Consider the following 13276-nt stretch of genomic DNA (forward strand, 5'->3'; position numbering starts at 1 on the left):
AGCCTCGCACTTCGGGCGTCGGTCATCCAATCTCCACAGCAATGAGGCAGACTGCATGGGGTTGTTCATGCCGTCCCCACCCTTCAAGCAGTTTTACCATCAGCACTCTTGCAATCAGCACTCTTGCAATCAGCACTAACAGATTGGAACGCGCCATTGCGCACCGGAGCCAGACACAAGGAACGTATCGCTCATGCTGAATACTCGACTCACCTCATCAAATGCGCCGGGCTTGTGCGCGCCTACCCGCTCGCGCATGGCGCTGAAGGCCCTGCTGGGGGCTGCACTGCTCAGCACGCTGAGTGCCTGTGCCAGCCAGGCGGGCCATGAATGGCAGGCCGACACTACCTATCACCTGACGGTGCTGCATACCAACGATCACCACGGTCGCTTCTGGCAAAGCAGTGATGGCGAATACGGCATGTCGGCGCGCAAGACGCTGGTCGACCGCATCCGCGCCGAGGTGGAATCCGCAGGCGGCAGCGTGCTGCTGCTGTCGGGTGGCGACATCAATACCGGCGTACCGGAATCCGATCTCCAACAGGCCGAGCCCGACTTCAAGGGCATGAATCGCATCGGCTACGACGCCATGGCGGTGGGCAACCATGAATTCGACAACCCGCTGGAGGTGCTGCTCAAGCAGCGCGACTGGGCCGACTTCCCGATGCTGGCCGCCAATATCTACGACAAGACCAGCGGCGAGCGCCTGTTCGCGCCCTGGAAGATCTTCGATGAGCATGGCATCCAGATCGCGGTGATCGGCCTGACCACCGAAGACACCGTGCGCATCGGCAATCCCGAATACTTCGGCAATCTCGACTTCCGTGACCCCAAGGAAGAGGCCCGCAAGGCCATCGAGGAGCTCAACGAGCATGAGCAGCCGGACCTGATCTTCGCCGTCACCCACATGGGCCACTATCAGAATGCCGAGCATGGCATCAATGCGCCGGGCGATGTCTCGCTGGCGCGCTATCTGCCCTACGGCGAACTGGACATGATCGTCGGTGGCCACTCCCAGGAGCCGGTCTGCATGGAGGGCGCCAACCGGATGGCGGACTTTGCGCCCGGCGATGATTGCCAGCCGGACCGCCAGAACGGCACCTACATCGTGCAGGCGCATGAATGGGGCAAGTACGTGGGGCGCGCCGATTACGAGTTCCGCAATGGCGAGCTGACCATGGTCAACTATCAGCTGATTCCGGTGAATCTCAAGAAGACCGTCGAGGAGAATGGCGAGCGCAGGAAGGTGCTGGTCGCGGAGGAAATTGCCGAGGACAGCGAACTGCGCGAATTCCTGCGCCCCTATCAGGAAAAGGGCCAGGCGCAGCTCAACATCACGGTCGCACAGAGCAACGGCAAGCTGGAGGGTGATCGCGACGTGGTGCGCTTTGCCCAGACCAACCTGGGACGTCTGATCGCCACCGCCGCCATGCAGGCCGGCAAGGCCGACTTCGGCGTGATGAACGCAGGTGGCGTACGCGCCTCGCTGCCCGCGGGCGAGATCACCTACAAGGATGTGCTGACCGTGCTGCCCTTCGGCAATACCGTGGGGGTCGTGACCATGTCGGGCAGCGAGGTGCTCAAGTATCTCGAGGCGGTGGCCACCCAACCGGTGGACTCCGGCGCCTATGCCCAGTTCGCCGGCGTCAGCCTGCGCGTCAATCGCGAGGAAGGCAGCGTCTCCGACGTGATGATTCAGGGCCAGCCATTGGCCATGGACGCCCAGTATCGCTTCACCATCCCGAGCTTCAATGCCGCCGGCGGGGATGGCTATCCGAAGGTCACTGACCTGCCGGGTTACCTGGATACCGGCTTCGTCGATGCCGACGTGCTCAAGGCCTACCTTGCCGAGCAGAGCCCGATCGACGTCGCGCCGTACGCGCCCCAGGGCGAGATCGTCTATCAGTGACGCTTGAGGCTTCTGCTCTAAACATGCACATGACAACGGGACGCCTTGGCGTCCCGTTGTCGTTTCCAGAGCAGGAATATCCTCGCCAGAGGCGGAAGTCGGACTATACAAGTGCGGATCGCACAGGTTTGATAAGACATGCGCACCACTACAACAAAGACCGTCGAGACCCTGACCCATGAACCTCAACCGTACCGACAGTGAGCTGCTCAACCTGCTGATCAAGGACGGTCGCATGTCCTACGCCGATATCGCCCGCAAGCTCGGCATTTCGCGTGCCCATGCGCGCAGCCGCGTCCAGGCGCTGGTCGAGAGCGGCGTGATCGAACAGTTCACCGCCGTCATCAACCCCGACAAGCTCGGCAAGGGCATCTCCACCTTCGTGGACCTGACCGTCGCTCCCAGCGCCATCGAACGCATCGCCGAGGAGCTTTCCGCCTGCGTCGAGGTGGTCAGCCTCTATATCATGAGCGACCTGAAAAGCCTGCACATCCACACCCTCACCGACAGCTACGAGGCCTTCGATGCCTTCGTGCGCGCGCATATCTTCAATCGCGACGAGATTCTCTCCGTCGACTGCAAGTCGCTGATGACGCGCGTGAAGCACCGGCGTGGCGGTGCGCGGCTATGACGTCTCTGTCTCTGTCACTGCCTCTGTTTCTGACGCCGCAGCACCGGACGGTGCCGGAGCCGGAGCCGTCATTTCACTCGACACCTCGAATATCACTGCAGGCATCACTGCAATCTTGCCAGCCCACGCAGCAGCCGTAGCGCGACCCACAGAAAGCCCAGCGGGAACAGCACCGTCTGGGTGATGAACAGCATGGTGAGATCGATCACCTTGTCGGTCATCGCATCAAAGCCCTGGGTGACACTGGTGATCGGCCCGCCGACCCAGCCTTCCATGCTGCCCTTGAACTGCTGCCACCAGCTGCGCTCCTCGTGCGCGCCGCCTACCTGCTTGTCGGCGACTTCCGCCAGCTGCTGCTGCGTCACGCTCAGCTGCGCCATCTGGGTATCGCGACTGTCATCGAGAAATGCCTGGCCCGCGGCGCCGCTGGCCAGCGCGACACTCAACACCGCGAAGCGCAGTGCAATGCCCCACAGGGCCACGCGCAGAATGGCCACCTGCCACCAGCGCTGACGGGGATGCACGCCATCGACCGATTGGCGATTGCCGGTAAGTAGCCCCAGCGCCGCCAGCAGGCAGGCACCGCTGGCGAAGGCCTTGATGATCAGCGAGCCGGAAATGCCCAGCAGCAGTTTCTGCAGCGCCAGCGAGCCGGTCGCCGCGAACATCACCCACGAGAAGCGCTCGATCATGTCATTGGCGGGGTCCAGCGCTTCCCCGGGCGAGACCTGAAACACCTGCAGGTCAATGGTCGAGGACTGCAGCACCGAGATGGTCGCGTTCAGGCCCTTGGCGATGGCGAAGGCACTGAAGGCCTGACCCAGAGTGGCGTCGAGGAAATCCAGCGCCCACTGCTGCGGCATTTCCCACCAGGCAAGCACCGCCATCACCACCAGGATGGCGACCAGTAGGATGCGCGGCACCTGTGCCTCTCCTGGTGCCCCGGGCGTGGCGGGCAGGCGAGGCCCGGCAGTCTTCGTCACGCAGGTGGATCCGGCGGCAGGCGAAGACTCCGAGCGAGTGGCGGGCTCTTCAGGCTCATGAGGTGACATCTAACGCTCCATCAGGACAAAGCCGCATGATGCCACCGACCCGTCAGACTGTCGTCTATGGCGCCTCGCATGAAGACTCGATGTGGGCGAACCGGCTCTTATTGACCTGCTCAGATTGACCGACGCTGATTGACCGACTCTGGGCGCCCCTATCCAGGCGCACCATGATCGATCGCACGCACCATCAGGTCGCAAGCATGACAATTGATCATCCCCACCCCACATTCGTGAGCCAGATGTCACCCTCCCCGTCGCTATCGGTGAACAAATGCCGCGATAGGCACCATCTTCTGACATTTGTCAGGCCGTGAACTCTGCCAATCAGCGCTGCCACGGCCTCACTTGGGCAACGCCAGGGGCGCGCTCACGCTCCATCAGCGGAACACAGCGTCCAGAACCCCCATGCAATCAATTGAAAATACAGAATAAATCTCCCTACGCGCCAAATGGCACATGCCTTGCAATGTCTTCCACGTAGCCCACTGACAAATGGCAGCCTCCTGGCTGACAAATGACAGGCAACGCTACTCAAGAACATGCAGAAACACCTACACAACAAGATCGCCGGCCTCGATGTCGGCATGCCGTACAGGCGCCCCTTGAGACAGAAGACTCTTTCACACAGAGCATTCAAAGCAGTCTGTCGCAAGGGCATTACTGGTCATCCGTCCGCAGGAGATCCTCCCATGACATTCGATCGTCGCAAGTTCCTGGGTGCCGCACTGGCAACCTCAACCGCTGGACTCGTGATGGGTGCGCCCGCCATCGTGCGCGCGGAATCCAACAAGACCTATCAATGGAAGATGACCAATGCCTATGGTCCGGGCTCGCCCTTCTATGTCGAGGGTCCGGGCAGCCCGACCGACTTCTGCCGCAAGGTGGAGGCCATGTCGGGTGGGCGCATGAAGATCCAGCACTTCGCGGCCGGTGAGCTGATTCCGGCCCTGGAGGGCTTCAATGCCGTCGCCAGTGGCGTGGTGGAGATGAACGCCGGCAATGCCTATTTCTGGGCCGGCAAGATTCCCGCCGCCCAGTACTTCACTACCGTGCCCTTCGGCATGAATACCCAGGGCATGAATGCCTGGCTGTATCACGGTGGCGGTCTGGAGCTGTGGCATGAGCTCTACGCCCCCAAGGGGCTGATCGCCTTCCCGATGGGCAATACCGGCGTGCAGATGACCGGCTGGTTCCGCAAGCCGATCAATACGGTCGAGGACTTGAAGGGCCTGAAGATGCGTATCCCGGGGCTGGCCGGCAAGGTCTACGCCGAACTGGGCGTGGCCGTGCGTCTGTTGCCCGGCGGAGAGATCTTCCCGGCGCTGGAACGTGGCGTCATCGATGCCGCCGAGTTCGTCGGCCCCTATCAGGATCGCCGTCTGGGGCTGCAGAAGGCCGCCAAGTACTACTACACCACCGGCTGGCACGAGCCGACCAACGTCACCGAGCTGATGATCAACAAGGCAGCCTGGGAGGGCCTGCCCGAAGACCTGCAGGCCATCGTCAAGGCCGCCGCCCAGGCGTGCAATGTCGAGAGCCAGGCCTGGTGCGAATCGGTGAATGCCGAGGCGCTCAATGATCTGGTCGACAACGAAGGCGTCACAGCCCAGCCGCTGCCGGACGCGGTGGTAGCGCGCCTCAAGGAAGTCACCGAGAAGACGCTGACCGACATGGCGGCGGCTGATCCGGATACCGCGCGCGTCCACGAGTCCTTCATGGCCTTCCGCGACCAGCACAAGGAATGGGCCGCCGTCAGCGAGAAGACCTTCCTGGCGCTCTGACGCCTGGTGTCTCGGGTCTCGCGGCTCGCGGCTCGCGGCTCACATCTGTCGACTCGCGTCTCGCGTCTCGCGTTCAGACCCGTCGCCCGATGAACTCGCGCTGCGCTGCGGGGGCGAACTCAAGGTACAAGCCCCGAGCGCAAACGCCTTTTTCCGTCTTCCTGCTTCCCTGTCCAACGCCACGACCTGTCCCGTCGTGGCGTTCATGAGGCCATGCCATGCTGTACGTCATCCATTTTATCGAGGGCATCATCGAGCGACTGGGCGTCATCGCCCGTTACTCGCTGTTGGCGCTCGTGTTGCTGGTCGCCAGCAACGTGCTGCTGCGTTACTTCTTCAGCATCAGCCCCGTGCCACTCCAGGAATTCGAGTGGCACCTGATTTCTCCCATCGCGCTGCTGGGCATCTCCTACGCCCTCAAGCATCGCGCCGACGTTCGCGTCGATGTCTTCTACGACCGTTTCTCTCTCAAGGGCCGCGCGCTGGTGGATCTGATCGGTGCGCTGATGACCATCGCCATCGGCGCCGCCATCGCCTGGCTGGGCCTGAGCTACACCGAGCAGTCCTGGCAGCTGATGGAAGGCTCGCCCGACCCCGGCGGTCTTCCCTATCGCTATCTGCTCAAGGCCTTCATTCCCCTCGGGTTCGCCGCGCTTGCGCTGCAGGGCGTGGCAGACTGCCTGCGCGCGCTGCTGGTGCTGTCCGGCAAGCCCGTCGACGGTGACCTGGAACGCGAGGTGACGCCATGAGCCCGAACGAGTGGATCGCGCTGGCCATGATCGGCGGTTTTCTGGTCCTGATGCTGATCGGCATTCCGGTCGCGATTTCCCTGGCCGTGGCCGGTTTCGTGGCGGGGCTTGCGGGCTTTGGCCCGCTGCTGTTCAGTCTGATGCCGGCCCGTCTCTATGGCGTGGTCACCAACTACACCCTGCTGGCGATCCCCTTGTTCGTCTTCATGGGGGTCATGCTCGAGAAATCGCGGGTCGCCGAGGACATGCTCGAGACCATCGGGCGCGCCATGGGCGGCGTGAATGGCGGCATGGGCATCGCGATCATCCTGGTCGGCGTGCTGATGGGGGCTTCCACAGGCATCGTCGGCGCGACGGTGGTCACCGTCGGCATGCTGACGCTGCCAACCCTGTTGCGGCGCGGCTATCACCCGGGCGTGGCCTCGGCCACCATCTGCGCCTCCGGCACCCTGGGGCAGATCATTCCGCCGAGTCTGGTGCTGATCCTGCTCTCGGAAATTCTCGGCGAATCCGTCGGCACCCTGTTTGCCGCCGCCTTCGTACCGGGACTGGCCATCGCCGTCATCTATATCGTCTATCTGCTGGTGCTGGGCTGGTGGAAGCCGGACCTCGTCCCGGCCATCCCGGAAGAGGAGCGCGCCGCTGCCGGTGGCCTGAAGGAATTGCTGCGTGACCTGGCGCGTAGCGTGATTCCGCCGCTGATGCTGGTGTTCGCGGTGCTCGGCTCGATTCTGGGTGGCGTGGCTGCCCCCACCGAAGCGGCGTCCATGGGTGCCCTGGGCAGCATGCTGATCGCGCTGCTGGCGCGGCGTCTCAACTTCACCATGCTCAAGGCCTGTCTGCACTCGACCCTGACCATCACCGCCATGGTCTATTTCATCCTGCTGTGCGCGCAGCCCTTCTCGCTGGCCTTCCGCGGCCTTGGCGGCGAGAACATGGTGCATGATCTGTTCAACCTGCTGCCGGGTGGCGAGCTGGGCGCGCTGATCTTCCTGATGGTGATACTGTTCGTGCTCGGCTTTTTCCTCGAGTGGATCGAGATCAGCTATATCGCGCTGCCGATGTTCCTGCCGGTCTTCATCGGCTATGGCACCGACATGGTGTGGCTGGGCGTGCTGGTAGCGATGAATCTGCAGATGTCCTTCCTGACGCCGCCCTTTGGCTGGGCGTTGTTCTTCCTCAAGGGCGTCGCTCCCCCCGAAGTCACCACCCGCCATCTGTATCTCGGTGTGCTGCCCTTCGTGGGCCTGCAGGCTGCGGCAGTCGTGCTGCTGTTCTGCTTCCCGGGGCTCGCTACCTGGCTGCCGGAGGCGATCGGTTGGTAAGCCGGCAATCCATGTACCGGCGCGTTTCGGGACACTTGACGAGGGATTCAGCGCAAAGGCCATTGGAAAGGTAATTCAGCAACGCGTAATGTCTTGTGGCCTGCCCACCGGCTCGCCTCCCCTGGAGACAGCACACCCGCCAGCGCTCCAGGGACATGCATCGACTGCCGATGGCGTTCATCGGCAACCTTCATCAGCAATGAACCACCCCGCGCCATACGGGACGACAAGGAAACACCATGGAACTGTTCTCAGCCTATCCACTGCACTGGATTCTCGGCCTGATCGCCGCACTGATCGTCACCGGCATGATTGCCGGCGTGATGGCCGGCCTGCTGGGGGTCGGCGGCGGCATCGTCATCGTGCCCGTGCTCTTTCACCTCTTCAGCCTGCTGGGCGTCGATGAAGCGGTGCGCATGCACCAGGCCGTCGGCACTTCACTGGCGACCATCATTCCCACCTCGATCATGTCGGCCAGGGCGCATTACGCCAAGGGCAATCTGGACCCGGCGATTCTCAAGCGCCTGCTGCCGGGCGTGATCATCGGCGTCATCATCGGCGGCCTGCTCTCCAACCTGTTCAGCGGTGCGGTACTGATGGGGCTGTTTGCCACCGTGGCCTTCCTGGTCGCGCTCAACATGTTCCGCCGTCAGTCCACCGTGCTGGGCTCTGGCCTGCCGGGCCCGCTGGGTAGCGGCGCACTGGGCACCTTCATCGGTGGCGTCTCGACGCTGATGGGCATCGGCGGCGGCACCCTGAGCGTGCCGACCCTGAGCACCCTGGGCACCCCGATGCACCTGGCCGTCGGCACGGGCGCGGCGCTGGGTCTGGTCATCAGCCTGCCGGGCACCGCCAGCTTCCTGCTCAATGGCATCGGCGAACCGAACCTGCTGCCGGGCTCCATCGGCTACGTCAATCTGCTCGGCTTCGCCGCCATCGTGCCGGCCACCATGCTGTGCGCCCCGATCGGCGCGAAGCTGGCCCACGCGATGGACGCCGCCAAGCTCAAGAAGGTCTTCGCCATCTTCCTGATGTTCACGGCACTGCGCATGTTCTACGACCTGTTCACCGGTAGCTGAGACTCACTGGACGCTCAATAACAACAACGGAATCCTCAGGAGCAAGACGCCATGATTCATACCCGACGTGGTTTTGGCGGCGCCTGCGCCGCGCCCCATCATCTGGCGGCGCAAGCGGGCCGCGATATCCTGCGCGATGGTGGCAACGCCATCGAGGCAATGGTCGCGATGGCAGCGACCATCGCGGTGGTCTACCCCCACATGAACGGCATCGGCGGTGACGGCTTCTGGCTGATCAAGCGCCCGGGGCTGGCGCCGCTGGCGATCGATGCCTGTGGCCCGGCGGCAGGGCTTGCCAGCCGCGAGTTCTATGCCGAGCACGGCCATGGCTATGCGGCTGACAGTGAGGGGGCCACTCCTCTGGCCAACGGCAGCAGCATCCCGACCCGCGGGCCGCTGTCGGCATTGACCGTGGCCGGCACCATCGGCGGCTGGCAGGAGGCGCTGGCCTTCTCTGCCGAGACCTCGGCGGATGAGCGCTCGCCCCTGGGGCTTTCGACACTGTTGAGTCATGCCATCCGGCATGCCAATGATGGCGTGGCCGTCAGCGCCAGCCAGAAGGCACTCAGCGAAAAACACCTGGCCGTGCTCTCGCAGCAGCCCGGCTTCGCTGAGCGCTATCTGGGTCAGAGCGAGTCAGGTGAGCCGATCGCGCTGGAAGAAGGCGCGCGACTGCGTCAGCCGGCGCTGGCCGCGACGCTCTCGCGTCTGGCAGATGCCGGACTCGATGACTTCTATCGTGGTGAGCTTGCCACGCGCATGGCACAGGAGCTGGAAGCCGCCGGCAGCCCGCTGCGCCTGGCAGACCTCAACGGCTATCGCGCCCAGCGCGTCACGCCGCTCAAGGTCCACCTGCGTGACAGTGAGGTATACAACCTGCCCGCCCCGACCCAGGGCCTCGCGACGCTGATGATTCTGGGGCTCTACGATGCATTGAGCGCGACGCATGGCATCAGCGAAGCGGACGGCAACACCCCGCGTCACCTGCATGCGCTGATCGAAGCCACCAAGCGCGCCTTCCTGGTACGCGACAGCCTGATCACCTCGCCGGAATGCATCGAGGGGGCGCTCGAGGATAGCCTCGAAGGCAGCATCGCCACGCAACAGGCACAGCTTTCTCCGGAGGCCCTTGCCCGCCAGGCCGAGATGATCGACATGCAGTCCGCGCTTGGCTGGCCGTACGAGCCCGCCGAAGGCGACACCATCTGGATGGGCGCGACGGACAGTGACGGCACCACCGTCAGCTTCATCCAGAGCGTCTATTGGGAGTTCGGCAGTGGCATGGTACTGCCCAGCAGTGGCGTGATGTGGCAGAACCGTGGGCTGGCGTTCGACCTGGCGCCGGACAGACTGCGCAGCCTGGCGCCGGGCCGCAAGCCCTTCCATACCCTCAACCCGTCACTGGCCTGCTTCGATGATGGCCGTGTGATGGCCTTCGGCACCATGGGCGGTGAAGGCCAGCCGCAGACTCAGGCGGCTGTCTTCACGCGCATCGCCCGCCACGGCATGTCATTGCAGGCCGCGATCAGCGCACCACGCTGGCTGCTCGGTCGCACCTGGGGCGATGTCAGCACCAGCCTCAAGCTCGAATCACGCCTCGCGGGCGAGATGGCTCAGACACTCGCAGCCATGGGCCATGAAGTGGAAGTCCTCGATGAGGCCTTCAGCGACACCCTGGGGCACGCCGGTGCCGTGATGCGCCACCCGGATGGGCAGGTCGAGGCGGCCCACGACCCGCGCAGTGATGGTGGCGCGGCACTGACGTGATGCAAACCGGCCAGTGTCATGTCACGAACTGGCCGGCTTCTTGCTTGACTCGATGGGGGATGAAGCCTTTCGCCTGACTACCGCCTCCACCCCATGCTGAGCATCAATCGCCACACAAGATGACAAGGAGAACTGACCCCTTAAATTTAGACATTCCTTATTCATGAATAATGAAAGATTGAGACACGACCTTCATTTGACCTCATAACAACGACAGAGCGACTCACCACAATGACAACAGCTGACTTCATGACTCCCCGCCGCCTTGTAGCTGCCATCTCGATCGCCGCCTGTTCCCTGGCCTATGGCATTCAGGCCAACGCCGCGGAACACCCGGGGGTGAAGATCTATGCCACCGGCGGCACGATTGCGGGTAGCTCTGCCTCCTCCACGGACACCACCAACTACAAATCCGGCAGCCTGGGGGTGCAAGCACTGCTGGACGCCGTACCGGAACTGGCCGATGTCGCCGAGGTGACCGGTGAACAGATCGCCAATACCGGCAGCAGCAATATCGATCAGGAAATCCTGCTCAAGCTGTCAAAGGCGATCAATGAAGAGCTCGCGACGGACGCCACCCACGGCGTGGTCATCACCCACGGCACCGACACGCTGGAGGAGACCGGCTTCTTCCTGGATCTCACCGTCGACAGTGACAAGCCGGTGGTAATGGTGGGCGCCATGCGTCCGGCGACTGCCATCAGTGCCGATGGCCCGTTCAACCTGCTGGAGGCGGTCACCCTGGCAGCCGATGAAGGCGCGGAGGGTCGTGGGGCGATGATCGTGCTCAATGACCGCATCGGCTCGGCGTATTACACCACCAAGACCAATGCCATCATGATGGACACCTTCAAGGCGACCGAGCAGGGTTACCTCGGTGCCTTCATCAGCGGCAAGCCGCACTTCTATTACACACCGGCGACACCGACTGACAAGCCTCACTTTGACGTGACATCCCTCGATGGCCTGCCGAAGGTCGATATCATCTACGCCCACCAGGATATGGACCCGGCGCTGTTCACCGCCGCCCTCGACAACGGTGCCAAAGGCATCGTGATCGCCGGCAGCGGCAATGGCTCGATTCCGGAGACCGTCAAGCCGCTGGTCAAGCAGGCCATGGCGGATGGCATCCCGGTCGTGCGCAGCACCCGTACCGGTAACGGTATCGTCAGTGCCAAGGAAGAAGGCATCGGCAGTGGCGCCCTCAATCCTCAGAAGGCGCGCATTCTGCTCTCGCTGGCGCTTACGGAGACCGATGACATGGACAAGGTGCGTGGCTACTTCGAGTGAGCCGGCAGTCACATGACGAAACGTGACTGACTATCAATGCAAAAAGGGACTGCTCAGGCAGTCCCTTTTTGCTGTATTACCCATTTTTTCGAGACAAGGGACGCTATCACTCCTTCAAGGCGCGTTGCGCTGCGAGGGATTACGCGTGAAGGCGCCGGGGCGCTTCTCACCGTCTTCGCTCTCGTGATAACGCCTGGCGGCATTCGCCCACCAGGCAAGTTGTTCGAAGGCGCGCTCGAGATAGCCGCCCCATTCCCGGGTATCCTGATTCTCGGCGTAGCCGCCATCTTCATTGAGCACTTCCTGCGCTCGAGGCACGTGAATCATCGCCGAGACCGGCAAGCAGCCCAGCTCCGAGAGGAAGGTGCGCATGTTGACCGCTGCTCGCACTCCACCCCACTGCCCTGCGGAATAGGTCGCGATCACCGAGGGCTTGTAGGAGTAAAGCGAGCTGCCGAAGTGATTCAGGAGATTGGCCAGCGCCGGACTCATGGAGTGGTTGTACTCGGGGCTGACCATCACGTACCCATCCGCCGCTTCGATCTGCTGGGCGAGGTTGAGCAAGTCCTGGGGGGCATTGCGCTGCGCATAGGAGAACAGCGGCTTGAAGGGGTCTGCCAGATCGTAATCGAGTGGATCGATCAATACCGCCTCATGGCCACTTTCCTCGAGCTGTGCGACGCAGCACCTGGCGACCCTTTCCCCAAGACGTGCAGGTGCGGGGGGGGTGCTGGTCCGCACCGACCCCAGAAAGACCAGAATCTTCAGTGCCATTGTTCTCTCCTTGTTGCGAGCCCCATGAAGTGGATTCCTGTGCTCGATATTCGCTCTTGCATTGCATCATACCCCGGACTCTGAACACCGATGCACTGCGTCGCAAGACACTGCATCAATCTTCATGCTGCGCCTGACACAGATCATGAATGTGCATTCCCAGCCATGCATGCCCCGCCATGAATTTCCTGCCATGAATTTCTTGCCTGGCGGCTTTACCGCCTTCCCCATTCTTTCCTTGATTGCTGCGCCAATACCCTTCCAATCCCCGCAGGGGCATGACCTGCTGGCATGAACCATATCACCCTCAGTATCTGCAATTGGCGACTGATACCCCTCTGCGAAGGTAGCGTGGCGGAGTCCTTGGTGTTGCGTCAGCAGCCCCTCCATTTCTCATGACAATACCGCTCTCGTATCTTGAGGGGGCCAAGGCCTCAAGGCCATCTACAAGTCAGCCCCAGGCAATGCGGTAAAGCGCAGTTTCATCTCTTTTGGCGTCATGTTAGCCGCCCATGTCGAGTTTATCGTAATGGATAGAGGCAACGACATGACGCGCCAAAGAACTGATGAAGAGTGAATTGATCAAGAGTGAACGGATGCCGATCGGACTCTATCGCGTCAATGGACTCAGCATGTCTCCCGGCCTTGCGCCGGGAGATTATGTCGTGACGCTGAAACGCTGGAAATCGCGCTATCGCATCGGCGATATCGTGGTGGCACAGCACCCCCACTTCGGCCGCATCATCAAGCGCATCTGCAAGATACAGCCAGACGGCATGCTATGGCTGGAAGGCACCCATCCCGACAGTACCTCTACTGAAAAGATGGGCTTGCTGATGCGCGAGTGGATCCAGGGGCGGGTAATTCGATCCATTTCTCAAAGCACTATGTGAGACGTTTCACGCCGCCCTGTGAGACTTCC

11 protein-coding genes are annotated in these 13276 nt (G+C 62.4%); 9 read left to right on the forward strand and 2 right to left on the reverse strand.

Annotation, left to right across the window (positions count from 1 at the left end; all coding sequences use genetic code 11):
- Window positions 1-193: 193 nt before the first annotated feature.
- Entirely contained in the window at window positions 194-1909 is a 1716-nt protein-coding gene (gene ushA, locus MSG32_RS05815) for a bifunctional UDP-sugar hydrolase/5'-nucleotidase UshA (protein ID WP_282460304.1), read from the forward strand.
- A gap of 178 nt (window positions 1910-2087) precedes the next feature.
- Window positions 2088-2540: an Lrp/AsnC family transcriptional regulator gene (locus MSG32_RS05820; RefSeq protein ID WP_043332694.1), complete on the forward strand. Its 453-nt coding sequence runs from the start codon at window positions 2088-2090 to the stop codon at window positions 2538-2540.
- A 104-nt stretch (window positions 2541-2644) separates the two neighbouring features.
- On the opposite strand, the gene MSG32_RS05825 is transcribed toward MSG32_RS05820, so the two are convergent.
- Window positions 2645-3463, reverse strand: coding sequence for a hypothetical protein (locus MSG32_RS05825; RefSeq protein WP_248378534.1), 819 nt, complete (start codon window positions 3461-3463; stop codon window positions 2645-2647).
- Window positions 3464-4278: 815 nt separating this feature from the next.
- Between MSG32_RS05825 and dctP the strand changes: the two genes are divergently transcribed.
- The 6 genes from dctP to MSG32_RS05855 all read left to right on the forward strand — a co-directional run bounded on the left by dctP (window position 4279) and on the right by MSG32_RS05855 (window position 11580).
- Entirely contained in the window at window positions 4279-5370 is a 1092-nt protein-coding gene (gene dctP / locus MSG32_RS05830) for a TRAP transporter substrate-binding protein DctP (RefSeq protein WP_043332696.1), read from the forward strand.
- Window positions 5371-5588: 218 nt separating this feature from the next.
- A complete protein-coding gene (locus MSG32_RS05835) occupies window positions 5589-6119 on the forward strand; it encodes a TRAP transporter small permease subunit (RefSeq protein WP_248378536.1) in 531 nt (176 codons plus the stop codon).
- A complete protein-coding gene (locus tag MSG32_RS05840; RefSeq protein WP_248378538.1) occupies window positions 6116-7444 on the forward strand; it encodes a TRAP transporter large permease subunit in 1329 nt (442 codons plus the stop codon). Before MSG32_RS05835 ends, MSG32_RS05840 begins: the two co-directional genes overlap by 4 nt.
- A gap of 239 nt (window positions 7445-7683) precedes the next feature.
- Window positions 7684-8523 (forward strand): sulfite exporter TauE/SafE family protein, encoded by an 840-nt coding sequence (locus MSG32_RS05845; RefSeq protein ID WP_043332700.1) that lies wholly within the window; start codon window positions 7684-7686, stop codon window positions 8521-8523.
- A gap of 51 nt (window positions 8524-8574) precedes the next feature.
- Window positions 8575-10290 carry a gamma-glutamyltransferase family protein gene (locus MSG32_RS05850; protein WP_248378540.1) on the forward strand — a complete coding sequence of 572 codons (1716 nt, stop codon included), beginning with the start codon at window positions 8575-8577 and terminating at the stop codon, window positions 10288-10290.
- 249 nt (window positions 10291-10539) lie between these two features.
- Window positions 10540-11580 carry a type II asparaginase gene (locus tag MSG32_RS05855; RefSeq protein ID WP_225348046.1) on the forward strand — a complete coding sequence of 347 codons (1041 nt, stop codon included), beginning with the start codon at window positions 10540-10542 and terminating at the stop codon, window positions 11578-11580.
- A gap of 114 nt (window positions 11581-11694) precedes the next feature.
- On the opposite strand, the gene MSG32_RS05860 is transcribed toward MSG32_RS05855, so the two are convergent.
- Window positions 11695-12354 (reverse strand): NAD(P)H-dependent oxidoreductase, encoded by a 660-nt coding sequence (locus tag MSG32_RS05860; RefSeq protein ID WP_248378542.1) that lies wholly within the window; start codon window positions 12352-12354, stop codon window positions 11695-11697.
- Between the two features lie 566 nt (window positions 12355-12920).
- Here MSG32_RS05860 and sodX point away from each other — a divergent pair.
- Entirely contained in the window at window positions 12921-13247 is a 327-nt protein-coding gene (gene sodX, locus MSG32_RS05865; RefSeq protein WP_248378544.1) for a nickel-type superoxide dismutase maturation protease, read from the forward strand.
- Window positions 13248-13276: the final 29 nt, after the last annotated feature.

The organism is Cobetia sp. 1CM21F (assembly GCF_023161745.1).
Lineage (GTDB): Bacteria > Pseudomonadota > Gammaproteobacteria > Pseudomonadales > Halomonadaceae > Cobetia > Cobetia amphilecti.